Origin of the sequence: Streptomyces sp. NPDC059247 (genome assembly GCF_042754005.1) — a bacterium.
Taxonomy (GTDB): Bacteria; Actinomycetota; Actinomycetes; order Streptomycetales; family Streptomycetaceae; genus Streptomyces.
Window position 1 is genome coordinate 241,729 of the sequence record NZ_JBHYZW010000006.1, and the last position, 25,635, is coordinate 267,363.

Annotated in this window: 20 protein-coding genes; 8 read left to right on the plus strand and 12 right to left on the minus strand. The window is 72.7% G+C overall.

From position 1 onward, the window contains the following. Positions 1 to 32: 32 nt before the first annotated feature. The 3 genes from ACFXGN_RS14640 to mscL all read left to right on the plus strand — a co-directional run bounded on the left by ACFXGN_RS14640 (position 33) and on the right by mscL (position 2,024). The gene (locus tag ACFXGN_RS14640; RefSeq protein ID WP_384858230.1) at positions 33 to 404 is read left to right on the plus strand and encodes an FmdB family zinc ribbon protein; all 372 of its coding nucleotides are present in this window, start codon (positions 33 to 35) and stop codon (positions 402 to 404) included. A 267-nt stretch (positions 405 to 671) separates the two neighbouring features. Continuing rightward, positions 672 to 1,385 (plus strand): RcpC/CpaB family pilus assembly protein, encoded by a 714-nt coding sequence (locus tag ACFXGN_RS14645; protein WP_384858233.1) that lies wholly within the window; start codon positions 672 to 674, stop codon positions 1,383 to 1,385. A 111-nt stretch (positions 1,386 to 1,496) separates the two neighbouring features. Continuing rightward, a complete protein-coding gene (mscL, locus tag ACFXGN_RS14650) occupies positions 1,497 to 2,024 on the plus strand; it encodes a large conductance mechanosensitive channel protein MscL (RefSeq protein WP_384858236.1) in 528 nt (175 codons plus the stop codon). Between the two features lie 19 nt (positions 2,025 to 2,043). Here mscL and ACFXGN_RS14655 read toward each other — a convergent pair whose 3' ends face one another. The 10 genes from ACFXGN_RS14655 to nirB all read right to left on the minus strand — a co-directional run bounded on the left by ACFXGN_RS14655 (position 2,044) and on the right by nirB (position 16,164). Beyond that, positions 2,044 to 2,265 (minus strand): hypothetical protein, encoded by a 222-nt coding sequence (locus ACFXGN_RS14655; RefSeq protein ID WP_384858239.1) that lies wholly within the window; start codon positions 2,263 to 2,265, stop codon positions 2,044 to 2,046. Between the two features lie 117 nt (positions 2,266 to 2,382). Beyond that, entirely contained in the window at positions 2,383 to 2,835 is a 453-nt protein-coding gene (locus ACFXGN_RS14660; protein WP_384858560.1) for a hypothetical protein, read from the minus strand. 155 nt (positions 2,836 to 2,990) lie between these two features. Next, positions 2,991 to 3,644: a ubiquinol-cytochrome c reductase iron-sulfur subunit gene (locus ACFXGN_RS14665; protein ID WP_384858242.1), complete on the minus strand. Its 654-nt coding sequence runs from the start codon at positions 3,642 to 3,644 to the stop codon at positions 2,991 to 2,993. Beyond that, on the minus strand, positions 3,641 to 4,288 hold the full coding sequence (locus ACFXGN_RS14670) for a 4Fe-4S dicluster domain-containing protein (protein WP_384858245.1): 648 nt from the start codon (positions 4,286 to 4,288) through the stop codon (positions 3,641 to 3,643). The genes ACFXGN_RS14665 and ACFXGN_RS14670 overlap by 4 nt, the downstream gene beginning before the upstream one ends. 6 nt (positions 4,289 to 4,294) lie before the next feature. Next, positions 4,295 to 6,580, minus strand: a complete 2,286-nt coding sequence (locus ACFXGN_RS14675) for a molybdopterin oxidoreductase family protein (protein ID WP_384858562.1) — start codon at positions 6,578 to 6,580, stop codon at positions 4,295 to 4,297. An 83-nt stretch (positions 6,581 to 6,663) separates the two neighbouring features. Next, entirely contained in the window at positions 6,664 to 7,638 is a 975-nt protein-coding gene (locus ACFXGN_RS14680) for an MFS transporter (protein ID WP_384858564.1), read from the minus strand. A gap of 640 nt (positions 7,639 to 8,278) precedes the next feature. Then, positions 8,279 to 9,079 (minus strand): pyruvate formate-lyase-activating protein, encoded by an 801-nt coding sequence (gene pflA, locus ACFXGN_RS14685; protein ID WP_384858247.1) that lies wholly within the window; start codon positions 9,077 to 9,079, stop codon positions 8,279 to 8,281. A gap of 124 nt (positions 9,080 to 9,203) precedes the next feature. Next, on the minus strand, positions 9,204 to 11,483 hold the full coding sequence (gene pflB, locus ACFXGN_RS14690) for a formate C-acetyltransferase (RefSeq protein ID WP_384858250.1): 2,280 nt from the start codon (positions 11,481 to 11,483) through the stop codon (positions 9,204 to 9,206). A 259-nt stretch (positions 11,484 to 11,742) separates the two neighbouring features. Continuing rightward, a complete protein-coding gene (locus ACFXGN_RS14695; RefSeq protein ID WP_384858252.1) occupies positions 11,743 to 13,164 on the minus strand; it encodes an MFS transporter in 1,422 nt (473 codons plus the stop codon). Positions 13,165 to 13,398: 234 nt separating this feature from the next. Next, entirely contained in the window at positions 13,399 to 16,164 is a 2,766-nt protein-coding gene (gene nirB / locus ACFXGN_RS14700; protein WP_384858255.1) for a nitrite reductase large subunit NirB, read from the minus strand. A gap of 727 nt (positions 16,165 to 16,891) precedes the next feature. Between nirB and ACFXGN_RS14705 the strand changes: the two genes are divergently transcribed. From ACFXGN_RS14705 to ACFXGN_RS14720, 4 genes are all read left to right on the plus strand, one after another. Further along, positions 16,892 to 17,644, plus strand: coding sequence for a sirohydrochlorin chelatase (locus ACFXGN_RS14705; protein WP_384858257.1), 753 nt, complete (start codon positions 16,892 to 16,894; stop codon positions 17,642 to 17,644). A gap of 402 nt (positions 17,645 to 18,046) precedes the next feature. Then, the gene (locus tag ACFXGN_RS14710) at positions 18,047 to 19,273 is read left to right on the plus strand and encodes a low temperature requirement protein A (protein ID WP_384858260.1); all 1,227 of its coding nucleotides are present in this window, start codon (positions 18,047 to 18,049) and stop codon (positions 19,271 to 19,273) included. A gap of 40 nt (positions 19,274 to 19,313) precedes the next feature. Beyond that, complete coding sequence (locus ACFXGN_RS14715; RefSeq protein WP_384858263.1) at positions 19,314 to 20,405, plus strand: P1 family peptidase; 1,092 nt, start codon at positions 19,314 to 19,316, stop codon at positions 20,403 to 20,405. Between the two features lie 89 nt (positions 20,406 to 20,494). Then, positions 20,495 to 21,337 carry a DUF6227 family protein gene (locus tag ACFXGN_RS14720; RefSeq protein ID WP_384858567.1) on the plus strand — a complete coding sequence of 281 codons (843 nt, stop codon included), beginning with the start codon at positions 20,495 to 20,497 and terminating at the stop codon, positions 21,335 to 21,337. Between the two features lie 149 nt (positions 21,338 to 21,486). On the opposite strand, the gene ACFXGN_RS14725 is transcribed toward ACFXGN_RS14720, so the two are convergent. Next, a complete protein-coding gene (locus ACFXGN_RS14725) occupies positions 21,487 to 23,055 on the minus strand; it encodes an MFS transporter (RefSeq protein WP_384858266.1) in 1,569 nt (522 codons plus the stop codon). Positions 23,056 to 23,117: 62 nt separating this feature from the next. Here ACFXGN_RS14725 and ACFXGN_RS14730 point away from each other — a divergent pair, with 62 nt between their 5' ends. Beyond that, positions 23,118 to 24,077: a helix-turn-helix transcriptional regulator gene (locus ACFXGN_RS14730; protein ID WP_384858268.1), complete on the plus strand. Its 960-nt coding sequence runs from the start codon at positions 23,118 to 23,120 to the stop codon at positions 24,075 to 24,077. A gap of 115 nt (positions 24,078 to 24,192) precedes the next feature. Here ACFXGN_RS14730 and ACFXGN_RS14735 read toward each other — a convergent pair whose 3' ends face one another. Beyond that, on the minus strand, positions 24,193 to 25,194 hold the full coding sequence (locus ACFXGN_RS14735; protein WP_384858271.1) for an RNA polymerase sigma factor RpoD/SigA: 1,002 nt from the start codon (positions 25,192 to 25,194) through the stop codon (positions 24,193 to 24,195). Positions 25,195 to 25,635: the final 441 nt, after the last annotated feature.

The following is a 25,635-nucleotide window of genomic DNA, read 5'->3' on the forward strand; positions in this document are numbered from 1 at the left end:
CTCGATGAGTGTGAGTGCCAGGAGGAAGACAAGTGCCGACCTACCAGTACCAGTGCACCGAGTGCGGCGAGGGCCTCGAGGCGGTGCAGAAGTTCACCGATGACGCGCTGACCGAGTGCCCCCGGTGCGAGGGACGCCTGAAGAAGGTGTTCTCGGCCGTCGGCATCGTCTTCAAGGGATCCGGCTTCTACCGGAACGACAGCCGAGGCTCGTCGTCCAGCAGCTCCCCCGGCGCGTCGAAGTCCTCGACCTCGTCGACGTCCAACGGGTCCACCGCGTCCTCGGGGTCCTCCGGATCCGGCTCGGACGCGAAGCCCGCCGCATCGGCTGCCTCGACGTCGTCGTCGTCATCCTCGGCGTCCTCGTCGTCGTCGAGCACCGGAAGCTCCACCTCGGCCGCCTGACGCCCGTACGCATCACCCGGAGGCCCCGTCGACACCCGACGGGGCCTCCGGCATGTGCGGGAGAGGGGAACGGGGCCTCGACGGGGTCTCCGGCATGTGCGGCGGGGGACGCGGACGGCCCCGCCCCGAAACCCCGTAAGGCACTGGACCCCACCGGAGAGTGACCGGGTTGTCCACAGCCACGGGGTGATCCACAGGCCCCGGCACGACACCGCCCCGAACGGGACAGTGGGAACCGACTCACCCCCGACCAGGACGGCACCCCCGATGACGAACCCGAACCACACCCCCGGACACCCCGGACACCTCGGACACCTCGGACACCCGACGTACGAGAACGGGACCCGACCGCCCCAGCACCGGATGTACGAAGACGGGACCCGGGACCCCGAGCGGCAGACCCACGAGCGCCCCCGGAGCGGCCCGTACTGTACGGACAGCGGGACCCGGCACCCCTGGGACGAGACGCCCGGCCCCTCACCCGTCCCCGAGCCGTACGCGGTCCCCGCCTTCGAACCCGTCCACGTACGAAACGCACGGCACCGGCTGCGCAGGGCCCTGCGACGGGCCCGCCACGCCCCCGCCGCCCTCCTCGCCCTGACCGCCGCCGCCCTCCTCGTCACCGACGGCCGCACCGCGCCCCCGCCCCACGAGACCCCGACGGCCACCGTGGCCGCCCGCGCCCGACCACCCGCCGCCGCGCCCCCCGTGTCCGTCCCCGTACGGATCGCCGACGCCGCGACCGCACGACTGCTGCGCCCCGGCGACCGGATCGACGTCATCGCCGCGCCCCACCCGGCACTCGGCGGCGGAACACCGGCACGGATGGTCGCCCGGGGCGTCCGCGTGGCCGAGGTGCCGCCCCCGGATGCGACCGGCCCGGACGCGGGGGCCCTCGTCGTCCTGTCCGTGCCCCGGCCGACGGCGGCGGAACTCGCGGGCGCCGGTACCGCCTCCCAACTGGCGGTGATCCTGTGGTGATTCACACCGATCGGCCGTCAAGTCACCCTTCCGTGTGTACGGATTGGACGCCTCTACGCCGTTCGCGGCCTAATGGCTCCGCACACAGCACACGCGACGAAAGGCACCTCGGTGGCCCAGAAGAAGGAAAGTCTCATGGGAGGCTTCAAGGCGTTCCTGATGCGGGGCAACGTGATCGACCTGGCCGTGGCCGTCGTCATCGGCGCCGCGTTCACCAACGTCGTGAACTCGGTGGTCAAGGGCCTCATCAACCCGGTCGTCGGCGCCTTCGGCACCAAGGACCTGGAAAGCTACGCGAGCTGCATCAAGGACCCCTGCACCGTGGGGGCCAACGGCGAGATGGAGGGCATCCAGCTCCAGTGGGGCCTGGTGCTCAGCGCCGTCCTCAGCTTCCTGATCACCGCGGCCGTCGTCTACTTCCTGATGGTCCTGCCGATGGCGAAGGTCCTCGCGAAGCGCGCGGCGGCCGACAGGGCGAAGGAGGGCGTCGCGGAGACCATGGAGATCAGCGAGCTGGAGGTGCTCAAGGAGATCCGCGACCACCTGGTCGCCCAGCGCGGCCCCGTCACGGGCGGCGGCGCCGGCACCGGTACGGGCTCCGGCGGCGGTACGGGCTCGGGGACGCACCCCGCCTCCTGACCGGCGGCACCCGCCGGGATCAGAGGTGGTGCGGCGGCTTCTCGTCGAGGAAGCGCGCGAGGTCGGCGGCACTGTCGCCGCCGGCCGGAGGCCGCTCGCCCCAGCCACGGTCCGTGTCGTCCGCGGACTGCTGGTCCAGCGGATCGTCGAAGACGAACGCCGGCTTCGGGCCGGTCCCGGGACGGGAGGCCTCGCCGGACCGCTTCGGGTCTCGCGGTCCGTGGGCGGGGGCGGTACTCATGCCTTCAGGGTACGCCCGAGGGGCCGCGCCCCGGCCGACGCGTCGGGCCCGGCCGTCCCCCGCCCCGACCCGCACCACCTCCGGCCGCCGCGCCCGCGCCCGGCCCCCGCGCACCGCTCAGCGGTCCTCGGGGTCGAGGAGCCAGAGGACCAGCACCACCACGAACGACAGGACGAGGAAACCCGCGCCCCACCACGCGGTGCCGGTGTCGCCGGTCATCCACTCGTCCACCACGATCGTCAGGCCCCAGAGCTGGCCGACGACCACCGTCAGAGCCAGCGCCAGCCGGGCCGACAGCTTCGACGACCGCTCCGGCTCCTGCTCCGTACCGGCCCCCGGCCCCGGTCCGGTGCGGGTGATCCGGGGATCGCCGTACCCACTGGTGGGCCGGATCTGCGGATACCGCTCGCGCACGGGCCGGTTCAACCGCGGCTGAACGCTGCCGGGGGTGTAGGCGGGGAGGGGAGGGAGGGGGGCGGGAGGGGAGGGGGAGGGGGGAGCCCCCCAGGCACCTGCTCCAGCCGCCCCGGGGGCCCCAGACGTCCCAGCCGCCCCGCTCCCGCCCGGCACCCCTCCCCCGCCGCCGTCCTCCCCGCCTCCGCCGCCTCCGTCGACCCTGCCGACCCCGCCGCCCCCGCCGTCCGCGGTTCCGGGCACGGCCCCGGCCCCGGCCCCGGCGGGTGGTGGTTGTGGGGCTTCCGGGTCTCGGGGGAACGGGCTGTCGGTCATGTGCGCTCGTTCCTCTCGGGGTCCGGGGAGGTGCGGCAGAGGCGGAGGGCGTCGCCCTGTTCGCGGCAGAGGCCCTCTCGGGCGGTCTCGCCGGAGCGGGCGGTGCCGATCGCCCAGACGCTGCCGTCGGCCTGTTCCACGAGGAGCACCTTGGGGAGGGCGCGGGGCGGTGGGCCCGCGGTGACCCCTCCCGTACGGGCGTCGAAGACTCCTTCGTGGCAGGGGCAGTACAGCTCGCCCTCGCTGCCGCGTTCCTTGCGCCACAGGACGGCGCAGGCGAGGTGGGTGCAGACGGCGGAGTAGCCGGCGAGGGTGCCGTCGTCCAGGCGGACGGCGACGGCGCGGTCCTCGGCTCCGGGGTAGCGGAAGGCGAGGGATTCGCCGGGGAGGATGCGGTCGGCGATCCGCCGGGGTTCGGGGGCGCCTTCGCTGTCGCCGTGGCGGTGGAGGATGCCGGAGGCGACGGCGACGCCGCCGACGGCGAGGCCGCCGGAGACGGTGGCGACGATCCGCAGGTAGTCGCGGCGGGTGGTGAGGGAGTCGGCGGCGATCCGGTCGCGGAGTGCTTCCCTGGCGGCGTCGGAGTGGGGGTCGGTGTGGGGGCCGGTGTGGGGGCCGGGGGCGGGTGGCTGGGGGTCGGTGACGCTCATCGGGGGCCCTCCGGTCGTGCGGTGCCGCCCTGGCGCGAGGTGCCGTCGCTCACGTCCACTCCGTTGATCTCGACGACGGGCAGGCCGCCGGGGACGGGCCACCGGACCTTGTCGGCGGGGACGACCATGGCCACGCCGGTGGTGACGGTGCTGGTGCCGAAGGTGAAGGAGTCGGCGACCTGGACGCCGGGGCGTTCGTTGCGGAGTTCGTCGAGGGTGCCGTAGAAGAGGGCGCCGGTGGGGCAGACGGTGGCGCACATGGGGGCCAGTCCGTAGGCGGTGCGGTCGTAGCAGAGGTTGCACTTCATCTGGAGCTTGGCCTTGAGGTCGATCTTGGGTACGCCGAAGGGGCAGGCGTTGACGCAGTTGGCGCAGCCGATGCAGCGGGTGGTGTCGGCCTGCTGCACGACGCCGTCGGCGGTGACGAGGATGGCGTCGGCGGGGCAGACCTCGGCGCAGGGGGCGACGGGGTCCTCGCAGTGCATACAGACGGTGGGGAGGGAGGCGACGGAGTGGCCTTCGTCGGGGTAGTCGAGGTGGATCATGGATTTGCCGCGGTGGGAGTCGCATTCGCGGCAGGCGGAGACACACGCCTGGCAGCCGATGCAACGGCCGGGGTCGATGAAGATCGTGCGGCCCATCATGGGCGGTCAGCTCCTCTCCCCGGTGCCGCGGCCCTGGGGTGCGGTGGGGGGCAGCGGGTCGGCGCGGGAGACCTGGGTCTCGGGGTAGGCGTGGTGGCCGGGCGCGGTGGGTGGGGCGGGGACTTCGTCGATCGCCGGGGCGGCTTCGATGCGGGCGGCGCAGACCTTGTACTCGGGGATCTTGGAGCGGGGGTCGAGGGCGTCGATGGTGAGGGCGTTGGCCGAGGTGGGGACGGGCCAGTGGTAGGGGATGAAGACGGTGTCGGGGCGGATGGCCTCGGTGACGAGGGCGGGGAAGACCTCGCTGCCCCGGCGGGTGACGACGCGGACGGGGTCGCCGTTGCGGAAGCCGTGGGAGGGGTGGACCTCGACCCAGGGGCGGGGGGTCTGTTCGACGAGGGCGCCGAGGCGGCGGGTCTGGTTGCCGGAGAGGAAGTGGGCGACGGTGCGGCCGGTGGTGAGGGAGAGGGGGAACTCCTCGCTGTACGGGTCCATCGGCGGGTGCCATTCGACGACCTGGAGGTGGATCTTGCCGTCGGGGTGGTAGCTGCGGCCGTCCTCGAAGAGGCGGGGGGTGCCGGGGTGTTCGGTGGTGGGGCAGGGCCAGGCGATGCCGCCGGTCTCGTCGAGGCGTTCGTAGGTGATGCCGTAGTAGTCGTTGACGGTTCCGGCGGAGGCGATGCGGAGTTCCTCGAAGACGGAGCGTGAGTCGGGGAACCGGAATTTGTCGCCCGCGCCGAGCCGTCGGGCGAGTTCGACCATGACCCAGGTGTCGGTGCGGACGCCCGCGGGGGGTTCCTGGGCCTTGTTGTGTTTGACGACGCGGGCTTCGGCGTTGGCCATGACGCCTTCGTCCTCGGCCCAGACGGTGACGGGGAAGACGACGTGGGCGTTGGCGGCGGTCTCGGAGAGGAAGAAGTCGAACTGGGCGTGGAATTCGAGGGTGTCGTAGCCGCTCTTGACGGTGGCGTAGTGGGGGAGGGAGACGAAGGGGTTGTTGCAGATGCCGACGAGGCCTCGGATCTCCTTGCGTTGCATCTGCCAGACCATTTCCATCATGGAGGTTCCGGCAGGGGGGAGTTCGGTTTCGTCGATGCCCCAGATCTCGCAGATCTGACGGCGGTGTTCGGGGTCGGTGATGGATCGTCCGCCGGGGAGGAGGTCGGATTTCTGGCCGTGTTCGCGGCCTCCCTGGCCGTTTCCCTGGCCGGTGATGGTGCCGTATCCGGCGCCGGGTCTGCCGATGTTCCCGGTGGCGACGCACAGGTTGATGATGCTGAGGCAGTTCTCGACGCCCTGGGAGTGGTGTTCGACGCCCCGGGCGTGCCAGGCCATGGCGTTGTCGGCGCCCGCGAACATGCGGGCGACCTGGACGATCTGGGCTTCGGGGACTCCGCAGATCCGGGCGGCGCGGGCGGGCGGGTAGTCGGCGACGGTGTTCTTGACGTCGTCCCAGCCGGTGGTGTGGGCGGCGAGGTAGGTCTCGTCGGTGAGTCCTTCGGCGACGACGACGTGGAGGACGGCGTTGAAGAAGGCGGAGTCGGTGCCGGGTTTGAGGGCGACGTGGACGTCGGCGGTGCGGGCGACGGCGGTTTCGCGGGGGTCGATGACGATGAGGGTGGCGCCCCGGTCGCGGGCTCCCCAGAGGTACTGGGTCATGACGGGGAAGCATTCGCCGACGTTGGACCCGGCGATGAGGAGGCAGTCGGTGAGGAGGATGTCGGAGAAGGGGTTGCCCGCGCGGTCGATGCCGAAGGCGAGTTTGTTGGCGCCCGCGGCGGAGACCATGCAGAGGCGTCCGTTGTAGTCGACGTGCCGGGATTTCAGGGCGACGCGGGCGAATTTGCCGACGAGGTAGGTCTTCTCGGTGAAGAGGCTGGCGCCGCCGAGGAGGCCGAAGGCGTCGTTTCCGTGGGCGGATTGGATGCGGCGGATCTCGGCGGCGGTGTGGTCGAGGGCCTCGTCCCAGCTGACTTCGCGGAATTCCTCGTCGCGGTCGCGGCGCATGAGGGGGGCGGTGAGCCGGTCGGGGTGGTTGACCTGCTGGTAGGCGTTGATGCCTTTGGGACAGAGGCGCATACGGTTGATGTCGTGGTTGCGGGGTTCGACGCCGAAGACCTTGCCGTGGCGGTCGACGCGGAGGTACATGCCGCATTGGACGCCGCAGAAGCAGCAGTGGGTGGGGACGAGGGTCTCGCCGTTCTGGTCGGCGTGCCAGCGGTCGGCGGGGATGCCTCCGGCGTCGCGGAAGTCGCGGGTGCCGGGTGGGGCGAGGGAGGGGTCGAGGGGGATCTTCGGTGCGGGGCGGGTCGCCGGACTCCCGGGGGGCGGGGACGCCGGGTCGGCGGGTGCGGGGGACGCCGGGTCGGTCGCGGTCACTGGAAGCCCTTCTTCACGTGGTCGAGGTAGGCGTTGCCGCGCAGGACCCGCTTGCAGCGGGGGCAGTACTCGGTCCACTGGTCGAAGCCGAGGTCGAGGTCGCGCATGGTGCCCCGGAGGTTCTCGACGTAGGGGGCGGTGTCGATGGGCTCGTGGCAGCGGCGGCAGGCGAGGACGTCCTCGTCCCGGCGGGAGGTGTACTTGAAGAGCTGCATACCGACGGCGGCGGGCCGCTGGACGATGTGGAAGAACTTCCCGAAGGGGATGTAGATGAGGGTGAAGACGACCGAGACCATGTGGAGGACGGCCAGGAACTCGTAGCCGCCGCCGTGCAGGAAGACCGACGAGAAGGTCAGCAGGAGCCCGGTGACGGAGACGACGATCAGGGCGATGAGCGGGACGAGGTCGTAGGCGAAGCGCTGGCCGGTGATGGCCCCGCGGTCCTTCATGCGGCGCCGGAGGAAGTAGGCGGTGCCCGCGATGACGAGGACGGCGGCGATGTCGAGGCCGTGGAACATGAGCCAGCCGACGGGGCTGAGGGCGTCGAAGCCGAGGATCTTGAAGCCCCAGATCCGCATCTCGTAGCCGGGGCCCGAGCCGGTGGCGGAGGTGAAGGTGAACCAGCCCCAGGTGAGCGGGAAGGTGATGGCGGCGGCGAGCAGACAGCCCCAGAAGATGAGTTGGTGGGCGGCCCAGCGGGCGTGTGAGCGGGCGCCGAGGAATTTCTGGAAGCCGAGGTAGGTGGCGATCATCCGGGGCAGGGCGGTGGGTGCCTTGCGGAAGTTCGCGGTGGAGAAGAAGGAGCGCCAGCCCTGCCGGAAGAGGCGCCGGGCGCCGGGGGCGGAGATCCAGACGGTGTAGCGGTGGGCGATGCCGAAGGCGAGGAAGACGGTGGCGACGGCGTAGGGCAGGAGGGCCGAGTCGAAGTCGCGGAGCAGACGGCTGCCGAGGACGATCGCGATGATCAGCAGGACGGAGACGGCGGTTCCGGCGAGGGTGGCGCGGCGGCGTACGGCGGCGGGGCTCCGTGGCGGGGGTCCGGCGGGGTCCGGGTGGCCGGGCTGCCCGGGGTGTCCCGGGTGGGCGGGGGCTCCGGGACCGGGGTCGCCCGGTGGGGGTGTCGGCTCGGCGGTCTGCGGGGGCTCGGTCACGCGGCCACGGTAAGACCGCTTATTGCGTTCTGCCCTGTTTTGCGGGGTGGTGGGGTGAGGGCTTCGCCCGGACGGCGTTCGAGCCGCGTTCGGGCGGGGCGGGCGCGGAGGCGGGACGGCGGGAATGCCGGGGGGCGGGCGGGCGCGGGGCGGCCGGGACACCGGGGTACGTCACGCCGGGCGGCGGCACGGGCACCGGGGCACGTCACCCGGGCGGGCGGGACGGTGGCACGGACACCGGGGTACGTCACCCGGGCGGGCGGGGCGGCGGCACGGACGCCGGAGTAGGTCACGCCGGGCGGGCCGGGCAGCGGGCCCCGGTGCTCCCGGGCGGTTGCTCCGGCCGGGCCCGGAGTCGGCGGCGCCCCGGCGGGCCCGACCGTGGCAGCCGCCCGTGACGGGCCCGGCGGGGCAGGCGCGGCGGGGCGGCTCGCCCGGCGCGGGCCCGGTCCTCGGCGGGTCAGATCGCGTTCAGGCCGTGGGCGAGGAAGATCTCGCGGACCTCGGCGACCCGCTCGGGGGTCGGGGACGGGGTGTCGTGCAGGGTGAACGGCTTGGCGAGTGCTTGCCACTTCGCTTCGCCGAGCTTGTGGAAGGGCAGGATGTCGACGCGGGAGACGTTGCCGAGCCCCCCGGCGAAGGCGGCGACTCCCTCGACGTTGGCGGGGTCGTCGGTGAGTCCGGGGACCAGCACGAAGCGGACGTGGACCTCCTGGCCGAGGTCGGCGAGCCGCCTGGCGAAGTCCAGGGTGGGGCGCAGCGGCCTGCCGGTGACCTTCTTGTAGGTGTCCGGGTCCCAGGACTTGATGTCGAGCAGGACCAGGTCGGTGTCGCGCAGCAGGGCGTCGGTGGCGCGGACTCCCAGGAAGCCCGAGGTGTCGAGCGCGGTGTGCAGACCGAGCTCGTGCTTGAGGCGGTGGAGGAGTTCGCCGGTGAAGACGGGCTGGAGGAGGGGTTCTCCTCCGGAGACGGTGGCGCCGCCGCCCGAGGCGGAGATGAAGCGGACGTACTTGCCCGCTTCGGCGATCACGGCGTCGGCGGAGGTGCGCTTGCCGTTGCGCATCTTCCAGGTATCGGGGTTGTGGCAGTAGAGGCAGGTGAGGGGGCAGCCCGAGAGGAAGGTGACGAAGCGGGTGCCGGGGCCGTCGACGCCGGTGGAGAGGTCCCAGGAGTGGACCGAGCCTTCGGAGGGCCGCTGGGTGGCCGCGGCGGCCGGGGTGGCGGGCAGGACCGGGACGTCGGGTCCGAGGAGTACGGCCATGGCAGGGCCTCCGGAAGGAAGGGGCGCGGGATGCGGGGATCGTGGGGACGGTGGGGATGCGCGCGGCTCCGGGGCCCGGGTGAGGGGTGAGGGACCGGGCCCCGGGGCCGCGCGGGTCAGTGGCTCAGAGCGAGCCGTGGAAGGTGCGGTTCAGGACGTCGAGCTGCTGCTCACGGGTGAGCCGGACGAAGTTGACCGCGTATCCGGAGACCCGGATGGTCAGCTGCGGGTAGTTCTCGGGGTGCTCCATGGCGTCCATGAGGACGTCGCGGTTCAGGACGTTGACGTTCATGTGGAAGCCGTCGCTGGCCATGTAGCCGTCGAGGACGCCCGCGAGGTTCTTGATCCGCTCCTCGGGGGTGCGGCCGAGACCGTCGGGGGTGACGGTGTTGGTCAGTGAGATGCCGTCCTCGGCGTCCTCGTAGGGGAGCTTGGCGACGGAGAGGGCCGAGGCCACGTAGCCGTGGGTGTCGCGGCCGTTCATCGGGTTGGCGCCCGGCGAGAAGGGCTCTCCGGCGCGGCGCCCGTCGGGGGTGTTGCCGGTCTTCTTGCCGTAGACGACGTTGGAGGTGATGGTCAGGACGGACTGGGTGTGCTCGGCCTGGCGGTAGGTGGGGTGCTTGCGGATCTTCCGCATGAACTCCTCGACGAGCGAGACCGCGATCTCGTCGACGCGCTCGTCGTTGTTGCCGTAGGCGGGGTAGTCGCCCTCGATGACGTAGTCGGTGGCGAGACCGGTCTCGTCGCGGACCGGGACGACCTTGGCGTACTTGATGGCGGCGAGGGAGTCGGCGGCGACCGAGAGGCCGGCGATGCCGCAGGCCATGGTGCGGCGCACGTCGCGGTCGTGGAGCGCCATCTCGATGCGCTCGTACGCGTACTTGTCGTGCATGTAGTGGATGACGTTCAGGGCGTGGACGTAGACGCTCGCGAGCCATTCCATCTGCTCGTCGAACTTCGCCATGACCTCGTCGTAGTCGAGGACCTCGGAGGTCAGGGCTCCGGTGGAGGGGCCGACCTGGTCGCCGGACTTCTCGTCGCGACCGCCGTTGATCGCGTAGAGGAGGGTCTTGGCGAGGTTGACGCGGGCGCCGAAGAACTGCATCTGCTTGCCGACGGGCATCGCGGAGACGCAGCAGGCGATGGCGGTGTCGTCGCCGAAGCGGGGGCGCATCAGCTCGTCCGACTCGTACTGGACGGAGGAGGTGTCGATGGAGACCTTGGCGCAGAACTCCTTGAAGCCCTGGGGCAGCTGCGGCGACCAGAAGACGGTCATGTTCGGCTCGGGGGCCGGGCCGAGGTTGTAGAGGGTCTGGAGGTAGCGGAAGGAGGTCTTGGTGACCAGGGGGCGGCCGTCCTCGCCCATGCCCGCGATGGACTCGGTGACCCAGGTGGGGTCGCCGGAGAACAGCTCGTCGTACTCGGGGGTGCGCAGGAAGCGGACGATGCGGAGCTTGATGATGAAGTCGTCGATGATCTCCTGGGCCTGCTCCTCGGTGAGGAGACCGGCTTCGAGGTCGCGCTGGAGGTAGACGTCGACGAAGGTGGAGGTGCGGCCGAGGGACATCGCGGCGCCGTTCTGCTCCTTCACGGCGGCGAGGTAGGCGAAGTAGAGCCACTGGACGGCTTCGCGGCCGGTGGTGGCGGGGCCGGAGATGTCGTGACCGTAGGAGGCGGCCATGGCCTTGAGTTCGCCGAGGGCGCGGATCTGCTCGGAGAGTTCCTCGCGGAGCCGGATGGTCTCCTCGAGGCTGCGGTTCCCGGCGGGGAGGGCGTTGAGCTCCTCCTTCTCCTCCTTCTTCACCGCGATGAGGTGGTCGACGCCGTAGAGGGCGACACGGCGGTAGTCGCCGATGATGCGGCCTCGGCCGTAGGCGTCGGGGAGCCCGGTGACGATGCCCGCCTTGCGGGCGGCGCGGATCTCGGGGGTGTACGCGTCGAAGACTCCGGCGTTGTGGGTCTTGCGGTACTCGGTGAAGACCTTCTCCAGGTCCTCGGAGACCGGGTAGCCGTAGGTCTCCAGGGCACCGGCGACCATGCGCCAGCCGCCGTAGGGCATGATCGCGCGCTTGAGCGGGGCGTCGGTCTGGAGGCCGACGATGAGGTCCTTGTCGCGGTCGATCCAGCCGGGGGCGTGGGCGGTGATGGTGGCGGGGACGTCGTATGAGACGTCGTAGACGCCCTTGGCGCGTTCCTCGGGGAACTTGTCGGTGATGGCCTTCCACACGGCGGTGGTCCGCTCGGTGGGTCCGGCGAGGAAGGAGTCGTCGCCCTCGTACGGCGTGTAGTTCTGCTGGATGAAGTCCCGGACGTCGATGGCGTCGCGCCACAGTCCGCCCTTGAAGCCCTTCCAGGCCCGCTCGTTCACCGTTGCCTCAGCAGGAGTCGCAGTCACTGCCCGCACCGCCTTCTTCGATTCATTCGATCGCGTCGTTGCTTGCTTCCATTGCACTCCTTTTGATCGATCATCGCGGTCGGCAATGGTCATCTCCCGGTGGCCTTAGGTCCCTTTCCCGGGATGCGGAAAGACCCCGCCGGAGCGGGGTCTTTCGCGGGGTCCCGACGGGCCGGACGCGGCCGGGGGTCGGTCGGGATCAGCCCCGGTCAGCCGGGGTCGGTCGGGATCAGCGCCGGTCGGCCGGGGTCGACTGTGGTCAGCCCGGTCAGCTCGGCGCCTCGGCGTTCTTACGGGCGTAGAACCACCAGGTCACGCCCACGCAGCTGAGGTAGAAGGCGACGAAGCCCCACATCGCGCTGGTCACGGCCATCGAGCCGAACAGGGCGGGGATGAAGAAGAAGCCGTAGGCGGCGATGGCGGAGGTGAATCCGGTGACGGCGCCGGACTCCATCTCGGCCCGCTTCAGCGCCGCAGTGTACTCCGGGGTGCCTTCGGTGAGGCCCTTGAGGTGGGTGCCCCGGAAGATGACGGGGATCTGCCGGAAGGTGGAGCCGTTGCCGATGCCGGAGAAGAAGAACGCGGCGAGGAAGCAGAGGAAGAAGCCGTAGAAGGAGCCGCCGTCCCCGCCGGAGGGCAGGAAGCGGATCACGCCGATGATCGACAGGGCCATGCCCACGAAGGACAGGACGGTGACGCGGGCGCCGCCCAGACGGTCGGCGACCCAGCCGCCGCCCCAGCGGGCCAGCGCGCCCACGGCGGGGCCCATCCAGGCGTAGGTGGCGACGGAGTAGTCGGGGAACGTGGTCTTGATCAGCATCGGCAGGGCGGCGGCGAACCCGATGAAGGAGCCGAAGGTGCCGACGTACAGCCAGGTCATCAGCCAGTTGTGCTTGCGCTTGAAGATGACCTTCTGGCGGCTGAAGGGGGTGGAGGCCACCTTGAGGTCGTTCTGCCCGAACCAGGCGACGGCGGCGAGGACGATCAGGACCGGCACCCAGAGGAAGGCGGCGTTCTGCAGGTGGACGGGGGTGCCGTCGGCCCTGTGCTGGGCGGAGCCGATCGCGATGGCCGACCAGGTGATGACGATCGGGGTGAGGAGCTGGACGACGGAGACGCCGAGATTGCCGAGTCCGCCGTTGACTCCGGTCGCGCCGCCCTTCTTCTCCTTGGGGAAGAAGAAGCCGATGTTGGCGAGGGAGGAGGCGAAGTTGGCGCCGCCGATGCCGCAGAGGGCGGCGATGCCGACCATCACGCCGTACGGGGTCGCCGGGTCCTGGATGGCGATCCCGAGCCAGATCAGCGGCACGATCAGGACGATCGTCGACAGGGCCGTGAACCGGCGCTGGCCGACCATCGGGCCGAGGAACGTGTAGAAGATCCGGGCCGTGCCGCCGGTCAGCCCCGGAACGGCCGTCAGCCAGAACAGCTGGGAGGTCGAGAAGCCGAAGCCGACGTCCTTCAGGTTGGTCGCCGTGACCGACCACACCTGCCAGACGACGAAGGCCACCAGGAGGGCCGGGACGGCGATCCACAGGTTGCGGGTGGCGACCCGGCGGCCGGTCGACTTCCAGAAGAGCTCGTTCTCGGGCTCCCATTCGGTGATCGTCCGGCCGGGCCGGTACTGCTCCGGGTCGTACGAGGCGGGCGGCCCGCCCGTCGTTCTGCTGTCCTGGACTACGGACCCCATGGCGCTTCCCTGACTTCCCTGACGTTTCGAGAGCTGACGTGCCCTTCCAGGCTGCGCCGCGCGTCGGGAGCTCCGTGAGTGCCGATGGTCGCGGTCCGGGCGGCCCTAGGTCCCGCCTCGGACGGGCCGTCCGCACCCGGCAGGACCGGCCCTCCCCGTGCAGGCCCCACTCGCCCCGCCGGACCTCCCCGTTCAGACCCCACTCGCCCCACCCGCCCCGCCAGACCTCCCCGTTCACCCCGTCCGGACCGCTCCCTGCGGGTCCAGCGGCAGTACCGGGAGCGACACCTCCGGGTCGTCGAGGCAGGCACCGGTCCGCAGGTCGAACTCCTGCTTGTACAGCGGGGACGCCACCACCGGCACCCCGTCCCGGCTGCCCATGATCCCGTCCGCGATGACGTCGGCGCCCGAGAACGGGTCCCGGTTGCCCACCGCGTACACCGTGCCGTCGCCGTCCCGGAACAGCGCCGCCTCCGTGCCGTCCGCGAGGACCGCGGCCCGGCCCCGGCCCGGCTCCAGGAACTCCACCCCGCCCGTGTGCGGCTCGAAGCGGGCCAGCGCCGCCGGGTCGTCGAGGACGGCCCGCCACTCGTCGCGGTAGGCGGCGACGTGCCGCTCCATCTGCGCCTCCAGCTCGGCGTGGATCCCCAGCGAGTCCTCGATCAGGACCTCCCTGAGGTGCGCGGTGCCGCCGATCCGCTCCAGCCACGCCGAGGTCCGCTCCAGGCGCTCCCCGGTCCGGATGTAGTACATGAGGAAGCGGTCGACCAGGGCGAGGAGTCCGGCGGCCGTCAGGTCGGAGGCGAGCAGGTCGGCGTGGCGGGGCTCGGTGCCGCCGTTGCCGCCGACGTACAGGTTCCAGCCGCTCGCGGTGGCGATGACGCCGATGTCCTTGCCCCGGGCCTCGGCGCACTCGCGCAGACAGCCCGAGACCCCGCCCTTGAACTTGTGCGGGGCGCGCAGGCCCCGGTAGCGCAGCTCCAGGTCGATGGCCAGCCGCACCGAGTCGCCCTGGCCGAAGCGGCAGAAGCGGGAGCCGACGCAGGACTTGACCGTGCGCAGCGACTTCCCGTACGCCTGGCCCGATTCGAGTCCGGCGGCGATGAGCCTGCGCCAGATGGTGGGGAGTTCCTCCTTGCGGGCGCCGAACAGGTCGATCCGCTGACCGCCGGTGATCTTGGTGTAGAGGCCGTGGTCGCGGGCGACCTCGCCGATGGCGATGAGCTGGTCGGCGGTGATCTCGCCGCCGGGGACGCGCGGGACGACCGAGTAGGTGCCGTCCTTCTGGAGGTTGGCGAGGAAGAGGTCGTTGGAGTCCTGGAGGGCGGCCTGTTCGCCGTCCAGGACGTGGCCGAGGCCGAGTTCGGGGGCGAGGGTGCCCAGGACGTTGGCGACGACCGGCTTGCAGACGGCGCAGCCCGCGCCGCCGGAGCCGTACCGCTCCATGAGCGCGGTGAAGGACCGGACGCGTCCGGTGCGGACCTTCTCGTACAGCTCGGGGCGGGACAGTCCGGGGAAGTGCTCGCACAGGCCCGCGCGGCGGGCGACCCCGGCGGCGTCGAGGACGGCCTGGAGGGTGTTGACGCAGCCGCCGCAGCCCGTGCCCGCCTTGGTGGAGCGCTTGACGCCGCCGATGTCGGTCAGGCCGTGTTCGGCGACCGCCCCGGCCACCGCGCCCTTGGTGACGTTGTGGCAGGAGCAGACGACGGCGTCGTCGGGGAGGGCGTCCGCGCCGGGCGGGCGGGCCCCGGCGGCGGAGGCGGGCAGCAGGAACGCCTCGGGCGGGCCGGGCAGCGGCCGTCCGGCGTGCGGCTTGAGGGAGCCGTACGCGTCGGCGTCGCCGACCAGGATGCCGCCGAGGAGCTGTCCGTCGGGGCCGAGGAGCAGCTTCTTGTAGACGCCCTCGCGGCCGTCGGAGAAGACGATCTCGGTGGCTTGCGGGCCGTCCGCGAACGGGTCTCCGAACGAGGCGACGTCCGCGCCGAGCAGCTTCAGCTTGGTGGAGGTGTCGGCGCCGGTGAAGACGGTGGTGCCGGGGCCCGCGAGCTGGTCGGCGACCGTCTCGGCCATCTGGTAGCCGGGGGCGACCAGTCCGTAGACGCGTCCGTCGGTGGTCTGGGCGCACTCGCCGATCGCGTACACGCGGGGGTCGGTGGTGCGGCAGTGTTCGTCGACGGCGACCCCGCCCCGGTCCCCGACCGCGAGTCCGGCCTCGCGGGCGAGCCGGTCGCGGGGCCGGACCCCGGCGGAGAAGACGACGACGTCGGCGGGGAGCCGTTCGCCGTTCGACAGTTTCAGCCTGCGGGCCGTGCCGTCGGCGTCCAGCTCGACCTCGGCGGCGCCGACGCCGGTGTGCACGGCGACGCCCATCGACTCGATGGTGGCGCGCAGGGCTGCCGCGCCGCCGTCGTCGACCTGGAGCGGCATCAGCCGGGGCGCGAACTCGACGACGTGGGTGGCGAGGCCGAGGGTGCGGAGCGCTCCGGCGGCCTCCAGGCCGAGGAGTCCGCCGCCGATGACGACTCCGGTGCGGGCCTGTTCGGCGTAGGAGGTGAGGGCGTCGACGTCGTAGAGGGTGCGGTAGGTGAAGCAGCCGGGGGCGTCGGCGCCGGGGATGGGCGGGACGAAGGGGTACGAGCCGGTGGCCAGTACCAGGGTGTCGTACGGGACGACCGTGCCGGAGGTGGCGGTGACCGTGCGGGCGGTGGTGTCGATGTGCTCGGCGGGGTCGCCGAGCCGGAGGTCGATGCCGTGCCCGGCGAGGAACTCGGGTGTGGAGAGGCCGAGTTGGTTGGGGTCGGTGCCGGTGAAGACGGAGGAGAGGTGGACCCGGTCGTAGGCGGGGACGTCTTCCTCGGCGAGCACCGTGACCCGCCAGCCGGGGCCCTCGGGGTCGTCCGGGTCGGCGAGCGCCCCGCGTTCGGCGAGCGCTTCCAGGAGCCGGTGGCCGACCATGCCGTGGCCGATGAGGACGAGGTTCTGGGTCCGCTGCGTGGCCATGGCGGTCTCCGTGGGGGTCGCGTACGAGTACCGGGGTGCTTCCGGCACTTCCCTTCCGACCGTAGGGGCGCGGGGTGGCCGGGTCGGGGGCGTGAAGGGCCCGAGGATCAGGGACTTGTGGCCCTGGGGGCGGGGCCGAACGGCGCGGGTGGGGGGCGGGCGGCCGGGTCTAGCGTGAGCGGGTGGGGGCCGTGGCGGCGTACGACACCGCCGCGCGGCCCCCGGACGGTGGTGTCGTACGCCGTCGTACGGTCCTGGACAGCCCGTACGACGGCGACGGACGACCCGTACGGGGTCCCCCGGAGTCCCTGGCCGCCCCTGGACCGGCCTGGACCGGCCTGGACCGGCCACGCCCTGGACGTCCCTGGACACCCGTGGACGCCCCGGACGGGACCCTCGAAGGACCGCCCGTACGGGTTCCCCCCGAAGGGACCGCCCGTACGGGACCCCGGCAGGGGCCCCGGTGGTCCGTGCGGCTGTGCGGCCCGCACGGGCCCGTAGGGGCCCCCTTCGGGGTGTACGGGAACGGGCCCCGCCCCCGAGGGGTCGCCCCCGACCGGTCTCCCCCGGACGAAGCCCGGCCGGGCCCCACGGGGAACCGGCCGGCCTCGGCCAGGGCCGCTCCGGGGGCTCGGCGGGACGCGGGACCGGACCCCGTGGGGGGTCCGGGGATCGACGGGTGCCGACAGGTCCCCGGGCAATCGGCAGGGGCGGGCTGGAGGTTGGGATGAAGCGGAACCTGGTTCTGGCCGTGCACGGCAGCGCGGTCCCCGAGGCGGCCACGACCGTCGGGCGGCTCGCCGACGCGGTCCGCCCGCTGACCGGCGCGCCGGTCACCGTCGGGTACCTCGACCACCGGAAGCCGTCGCTGCCGTACGTCCTCGCGGACCGGCCCGGCGCGGTCGTCGTCCCGCTGCTCCTCGGCGACGGCTACCACCGGACGGTCGACATCCCCTCCGTGGCCCGGTACTTCGACTGCGCGGTGACCCGGGGGCTGGCCGGGGAGCACGGGGTGGCCCTCGCGCTGTACGACCGGCTGCGGGCCGCCGAGCGGGCGGCGGGCGGCCCGGCGGACGCGGTCGTGGTCGCCGGGGCGGGCTCGTCCCGGCCGGGCGGCGACGACGGGACCCTGGCGGCGGTACGGCAGTTGCGGCGGCTGCTGCCGGTGCCGGTGACCGTCGCGTACTGCTCGGCGAGCGCGCCGGACCCCGTGGAGGAGGTGGCCCGGCTGCACGCGGCCGGTTTCCGGCGGGTCGCGTTCGCGGCCCATCTGCTCGCCCCGGGCCGCTTCACCCGCGCGCTGGCCGGGGTCCCGGGCGCCTGGGCGGTGTCGGAACCCCTCGCGGACCACGCGCGCGTGGCGGGGCTGGTGGCGGCGAGGTACGCGGAGGCGGACGGGCGCGCGGAGGCGGCCGTCGCTCCCGCACCGGGAGCGACGCGAACGACGACGAGCGGACGCCCGGGAGCGCGGGCCGCCTGAGACCGCCCGGGCGGGGCGGGCGCCGGGAGCCCCGTCCGACGCGCGACGCCACGGACCGGACCGACGGGCGGGAGCCCGTACGGGATCGGTGAGCGCCCCCGGAGACCGCACGGAACCGGCGCGGGCTGGGACCCGTACGGGATCGGCGGACACCGGAGGCCCCGCGGAATCGCCCGGCGGCGGGAGCCCGTACGGGACCGGCAAGCGTCTGGAGGCCGTACCGGATCGGCTCCTCCCCTCCCCCGGCCCCTACGGGATCACCCGGCCCCGGGACCCCCTACGGGTCTCCGGGCCCGGGCCTCGCCCCGCCCCGGGGCCTCCCCTCCCCGCCCGTCCGGAAGCACCCGGTGGGCGGGCGCGTGGCACGGGGAGGGGAGGGGGTGGCTCTGCTGTGCTGGGGCGATGACACAACCGTTCCTGCCGCTGACCGCGCGTTCCCGCGCGGAGTCGCACCGGGCCTCCACCCCGCTCGAACTCTTCTTCGACCTGTGTTTCGTGGTCGCCGTCTCCCAGGCGGGCTCCGAACTCGTGCACGCGGTCGCCGGGGGGCACGCCGGACAGGGCGTCCTCAACTACGCGATGATCTTCTTCGCGGTGTGGTGGGCCTGGATGAACTTCACCTGGTTCGCCTCGGCGTACGACAACGACGACGTGCTGTACCGCGTCGTCACCCTGCTCCAGATCGCCGGGGTGCTCGTCCTCGCCGCCGGGGTGCCGCGCGCCTTCGAGGACCACGACTTCCTCGTCGTCTACCTCGGCTACGTCGTCATGCGGCTCGCGCTCGCCTCGCAGTGGCTGCGGGCCGCCCACCACGCGGTGGACCCGGCCGAGCGGACGATGTGCCTGCGGTACGCGGCCGGGGTCGCCCTCGTCCAGACGGGCTGGATCGGCCTGCTCCTGGTGCCGGAGCAGGCCCGGGGGTGGGTCTTCCTCGTCATGGCGGTGGCCGAGATGTCGGTGCCGCCGTTCGCGGAGAGGGCCGCGCCGAGCACCTGGCACCCGCACCACATCGCCGAGCGGTACGGCCTGTTCACCATCATCGTGCTCGGCGAGACGGTCGCCGCGGCGACGGTCGCGGTGCAGACCGGGGTCGTCGAGCACGACGCCCTCGGCGAGGTCCTGCCGATCGCGCTGGGCGGTCTGCTGCTCGTCTTCGCGGCCTGGTGGATCTACTTCGTGGTGCCCGCGCACACCCGGCTGACCTCCAGCCGGGAGGGCTTCCTGTGGGGGTACGGCCACTACGTGATCTTCGCGTCGGCCGCCGCCGTGGGCGCGGGCCTGGAGATCGCCGTCGAGCACGTCGTGGGCAAGGCGCACCTGTCCCCGACGGCCGCCGCGGCCTCGGTGACGGTCCCCGCGGCCCTGTACCTGCTGTCCGTGTGGCTGCTCCACGCGCGCCACTTCAAGGTGGGGACCGCCCAGCGGCTCGTGCTGCCGGTGGCCGCGCTCGCGGTGCTGCTGTGCTCCTTCGCGGGCCGCTGGGCGGTGCTCGCGGCCGGTCTCGTCGCGGCGGCCACGGTCGCGGTCGGCACGACGCTCGCGGCGCGCGGCCCGGCGGGGACCGGACCGGCGGCGCGCGGTCCGGCGGGGAGCGGGGCCGCGGGGACCGGGCCCGCGGGGTCCGGCTGACGCCCCGGCGACGGGCGGGCGGGCGTGGTAGGCAGGGGACATGACACCACCCGAGCGGACGTGGGAGCAGGACGGGATCACCGATGTGGCCGGGGTGCGCGTGGGGCACGCGCGCGTGGCCGGGCCGGGCGCGCTCAGCGGCACCACGGTGGTGCTGGCGCCGGTGGGCGGGGCGGTGGCCGCCGTGGACGTGCGGGGCGGCGGTCCGGGGACGCGGGAGACGGACGCGCTCGACCCGAGGAACGTCGTCCAGCGGATCGACGCGGTCGTCCTGACCGGCGGCAGCGCGTACGGACTGGAGGCCGCCGCCGGGGTGATGGCCTGGCTGGAGGAGCGGCACCGGGGCGTCCGGGTGGGGCCCGATCCGGCCCATGTGGTGCCGGTGGTGCCCGCCGCCTGCGTCTTCGACCTGGGCCGGGGCGGCGACTTCCGGGCCCGGCCGGACGCCGCCACCGGTCGTGCGGCGGTGGCGGCGGCCGACGCGAGCGGTGACCGCGCGCGCGTGGAGACGGGCGCGGTCGGCGCGGGCACCGGCGCGGTGGTGGGCGGGCTGCGCGGCGGGGTGGGCTCCGCGAGCGCCGTCCTGGAGTCGGGGATCACGGTCGGCGCGCTGGTCGTGGTGAACGCGGTGGGTTCCGCCGTGGACCCGGCCACCGGTGTCCTGTACGGGAGTCATCACACGGGCGGGCGGCCGGTCTTCCCGGACGCGCGGGTGCACGGGGCGGCCGTGCGGCGGCTCGCCGAGGCGCGGGCGGCGTCCGTGCCGCCGCCGCTGAACACCACGCTCGCGGTCGTCGCGACGGACGCGGTCCTCACCCGCGCGCAGGCGCAGAAGCTCGCGGGGACGGCGCACGACGGCATCGCGCGCGCCCTGCGTCCGGTGCATCTGATGAACGACGGGGACACCGTCTTCACGCTCGCCACCGGGGTGCGGGAACTCCCGGTGGAGCCGGGGCCGCTGGCGCTGAACGAGATCCTCGCGGCGGGCGCCGATCTGGTGACCCGGGCGATCGTCCGTGCGGTGCTCGCGGCCCCCGGCGGCAGGCGGGGACCGGGGGGCGACTTCCCCTCGTACAGCGAGCTGTACGGGTCGGAAGTTGCCATGGATTCGCCTGAAAACAAAGGAAGTTGAAAGAAAGGGAAAGGAAGAAGAAAAGGAACGGACGGGACAGGGCGGGAACTTCTGCCGCACGCCCTTCGTTTTCCGGAACCCCGGACATGATGTCAGAACCAGGGACTACGTTTAGCAAGCACCGAGTGACATGCGGCGACGGCCTGGAGACCCTCTTGAACGATCCGCAGGATCCTCACGATCCGTACGAGACGACCGAGACGCACCTTGAGCGACTTCTCGGCCGGGCGCTCAACTCCTTCGATCTGCCCGACTCGACCGTCGAGCGCCTCAGCACGGCGCTCGCGCACTCCAGCGCGCTGCACTCCTCGCACCACAGCGCGTCGCTGCACCGTTCCACCTACCGTCACACCTATCTGCTCGGCGACGGCAGCGCCCTCACCCTCTGGGAGCTCACGCACAACGCCGGGCGGGACGGCACCGAGCACTACGAGCTGTACGCGGAGGAGGCCGAGGCGCGGCTCGCGGCCTCGCGCCTGCCGACCGGGCCGCTGCCCGGCTGGAGCGCGGAGCGTGCCGACGGCCGCGCCCCCGAGGAGGACGAGGACCTGGAGCTGCTGAGCGGTCTGCTCACCCGGCCGATACCGGCCCAGCCCAGGATGTACGTGCCGGACAACTCCGCCGACCACGCCCGGCGCGTCCTGCGCCGCGCGGAGAACACGGACCGGCCGGGCGAGCGGACGGCCCGTCGGCTCCGCTCCGCCTTCGCCCACCACATCACCCAGGCCTTCGGGCGGCACTGCCCGCTGGAGGGCGGCCGGGCCGCCGGATTCACCCTCTACGAGCACCAGTTCCTGCTGCTCGACGGCAGCGAGGTCAGCCTCTGGGAGGTCGAGCACACGGCGACACCGGACGGCCGCCACATGTGCGAGGTGTACGAGGACGAGCGCGCGGCCCGGGAGGCGATGGAGTCCCGCTCCCGCGTCGTCTGACCGACGCGCGAGGCACCGGCTCGTCGGACCGGCGCACGAGGGACCGGCGCGTGCCCCCGGGCACGCCACCGGTCCGGCCGACGCGCGAGGGGCGGTGCGCCCACGGCTTCCGCCGGGTGCGCACCGCCCCTCGCGCCGGGGTGCCGGGCTCAGTGGGCGAGCGCCGGTTCCTTCTCCACCGGGGCGGGGACGGCGGTGTCCTGGTCCTCCCCGCCGCCCTCCAGGTGCTGCTTGGGCTTCGCCGGGAGGGCGAACATCACCAGGAAGATCACCGCGAGGACGCCGGCCGCCCAGCCCAGCGAGTTCTGGAAGGCGTCGGTGAAGGCGGCGCCGACCTCACCGGGGACCCGGGCGAGGCGCTCGTCGTCGATGGTGCCGAAGAAGACCACGGAGACCAGGCCGAGGCCCAGCGCGTTGCCCATCTGGCCGGTCGTGTTGATCAGGCCCGAGGCCGAACCCGCGTGCTCCTTCGGGACCTCCGAGAGGACCGCGTCGGTCAGCGGCGCCACGATCAGACCCATGCCGAGACCCATGACGATCAGCGGCACGAGCATCTGCCAGGGGTGGATCTCCGTCCCGTACCGGCCGGCCACGAAGAAGTAGCAGAGGACGCCCGCGATCATCGTCAGGGCGCCCGCCTGGAGCACCTTCCGGCCGAAGCGCGGCACCAGCTTCTGCACCGAGATCCCGGCCGCCACCGACACGGCGATCGAGAACGGCACGCCCGTCAGACCCGCCCGCAGCGCGCTCCAGCCGAGGCCGATCTGCATGTAGAGCGTCCACACCAGGAAGAAGATGCCGAGGACCACACCGAAGGTCAGCTGCACGGCGATGCCCGCGGCGAAGCTCTTCACCCGGAACAGCGACAGCTCCACCAGCGGCGACCCGTCCTTGCGGGTCTTGTACCGCTCGTACGAGACGAGGGCGCCGAACACCACCAGGCTGCCCGCCATCATCAGATGGCCCCACAGCGGCCAGTCCAGCTCACGGCCGCGCGTCAGCGGGTAGACCAGCATCAGCAGCGCGGCGGTCACCAGGACCACGCCCACCAGGTCGAGCTTGAGGGCCTTCGGCGCCTTCGACTCGGTGATGTACTTCCAGCCCAGGAGCAGACCGGCGATGCCGACCGGCAGGTTGATCAGGAAGATCGGACGCCACTCCAGGCCCGCGATGTTCCACTGGGTGAGCAGCGCGCCCAGCAGCGGTCCGGAGACCGCGCCCAGACCGACGATCGCGCCGAACATGCCGAAGACCTTGCCGCGCTCGTGCGCGGGGAAGGTGACGTGGACGATCGACAGGACCTGCGGCACCATCATCGCCGCCGCCACGCCCTGGAGGAGACGGGAGGCGACCAGCATCTCCGGGTTCGAGGCGAAGCCGCAGAGCGCGGAGGCGAGCGTGAAGCCCGCCGTGCCGAGGAGGAAGAGACGCTTGCGGCCGTAGATGTCGCCGAGCCTGCCGCCGGTGATCAGCCCGGCGGCGAACGCGAGCGCGTACCCGGCGGTGATCCACTGGATGGCCCCGAAGTCGGCCCCGAGGTCCCGCTCGATGCTGGGGATCGCGATGTTGACGATCGTGGCGTCGACCAGGTCCATGAAGGCGGCCGTCATGACGATGGCCAGGGCGATCCAGCGCCGCTTGTCGCCCTGGTCGGTGTGCGCGGGCACCGCTTCGGTGTCCGTGGGGGGCGCGTCCAGGACGGCGTCGTGTGAACTCATATGAAGAAGATAAGACCCATCTAGGTCAGTACATGTCCTAGATGGGCCGCATCCTGGGGAGCATGACGGACACTCCGGCACGACTCCTGAATCTGCTCTCGCTCCTCCAGACCCCGCGCGAGTGGCCCGGAAGCGAACTCGCCGAACGGCTCGCGGTCTCCCCCCGCACCATCCGCCGTGACGTCGACCGGCTCCGTGACCTGGGCTATCCCGTGGAGGCGACGCTGGGCGCGGTCGGCGGCTACCGGCTCGTCGCCGGTACGGCCATGCCCCCGCTGCTGCTCGACGACGAGGAGGCGGTCGCCATCGCGGTCGGCCTGCGCGCCGGGGCCGGACACGCGATCGAGGGCGTCGAGGAGGCCTCCGTACGAGCCCTGGCCAAGCTGGAACAGGTCCTTCCGGCACGGCTGAGGCACCGGGTCTCCACCCTCCAGAACGCCACGATCCCGCTCACCCGGGGCGACGGGGCGACGGTCGCGCCCGCCACCCTCACGACGCTCGCGGCGGCGGTCACGGGCCGCGAGAAGCTGCGGTTCGGCTACCGGGCGGGGGACGGCGCGGAGACGAAACGCCTGGTCGAGCCGTACCGGCTGGTGTCCACCGGGCACCGCTGGTACCTCGTCGCCTACGACCTGGGGCGGGACGACTGGCGCACCTTCCGGGTGGACCGGGTGAGCGATCCGCTGGCCACCGGCGCCCGGTTCAGCCCGCGCGAGCTTCCGGCGGGCGACGCGGCGCAGCTCCTGGCCCGCTCGATGTCCCGGGCGCAGCCCGAGCTGGAGCTGGACATCGCCTTCGAGGCTCCGGCCGGGTCCGTGGCGGCCCGGCTGCCCTCGCACCTGGCGCCGGAGCCGACGGGCCCGTCGTCCTGCCGGCTGCGCGCCCGGTCGGCGGACTCGGTGGAGTGGCTGGCGCTCCGGCTGGCCCTCGTGGACGCCGCCTTCACGGTCCACGGCCCGCCCGCGCTGCACGCCCACATGGCGGACCTCGCGGGACGCCTGACGGCGGCGACCCGGGGCTAGGGGCGCGTCCGTCCGGTGCCGGGCCCGTCCGTCCGGTGCCGGTCGGCGGCCCGGGAAAGCACGTAGGGGCCCCGTCCTCCCTGGGGAGGGCCGGGGCCCCTACGGGCCGTGCGGGTCACGCCACCGCGTCGAAGCCGGTGTCGTGGGCCATCTTCTTGAGCTCCAGCAGGGCGTGCTTCTCGATCTGGCGGATGCGCTCGCGGGTCAGTCCGTGCTGCTTGCCGACCTCGGTCAGCGTCCGCTCGCGCCCGTCCTCGATCCCGTACCGCATCCGGATGATGGACGCCGTCCGGTGGTCGAGCTTGTCGATGAGGTCGTCGAGCTCCTCGCTGCGCAGCAGCGTGAGCACCGACTGCTCCGGCGAGACCGCCGAGGTGTCCTCCAGGAGGTCACCGAACTGCGTCTCGCCCTGGTCGTCCACCGCCATGTTCAGCGAGACCGGGTCCCGCGCCCAGTCCAGGACGTCGACGACCCGCTCGGGCGTCGAGTCCAGTTCGGCGGCGACCTCGGCGGGCTCCGGCTCCCGGCCGTTCTCCCGGTTGAACTCGCGCTGCACCCGGCGGATGCGGCCCAGCTCCTCCACCAGGTGGACGGGGAGCCGGATCGTGCGGGACTGGTCGGCGATGGAACGGGTGATGGCCTGGCGGATCCACCACGTGGCGTACGTGGAGAACTTGAAGCCCTTCGCGTAGTCGAACTTCTCGACCGCGCGCACCAGGCCCGCGTTCCCCTCCTGGATCAGGTCGAGCAGCGGCAGCCCGCTGCGCGGGTATCGCCGGGCGACCGCGACCACGAGCCGCAGGTTCGACTTGATGAAGAGTTCCTTGGCACGCTCGCCCTCGGCCACCAGGGCTTCGAGCTCCTCGCGGCTCGCGCCACCCGCCTCGCTCTCGATCTCGCCCTCGAGTATCCGCCGGGCGTACACCCCGGCCTCGATGGCCTGGGAGAGCTCGACCTCCTTGGCGGCGTCGAGCAGGGGGGTGCGCGCGATCTCGTCGAGGTACATGCCGACCAGGTCGCGGTCGGCGATCTCCCCGCCCACGGCGCGAACGCTGCTGGCCCGTGCGGCTCCGCTCGTGGCGGAGGTCTGACGACGGGCGACGGCACGGGTTGCCATGCGTGCTCCCTTGCTGAGTAGGTCGCGACACCCTTTCGGGTGCCCTGCATCCGACGGAAACAACGACTGGAATCAGGACAGAATTCCCACCCGGCACATGGATTTTCGCGATCATGCAGTATCCTGCGCGGCCGGACGACCCCATGGACATGCTGCGGGAACCCGCTGAGGCGCAGGTCAGACCCGGCACGGAGGGCGATCCGGCGCCGCTCGCGGGGCACTCGACCACACCGTCGGTGAGACCGCGATCACATGCGGCGCCACCCTTCAAGACGCGGGGACGCCCCACCGGGTTGCCCACGGACCGACCCGGACCTTTCCGGGCCTTCCCGGACCGCCCCGAGCCCCTCACTGGACCTCGCCCGGCCTCGCCTCCGGCCCTCCCCGGCCCTCCCCGGCCGCCTCCGACCGCCTCAGGGCCGAGGCGGCTCGGCCTCGCGG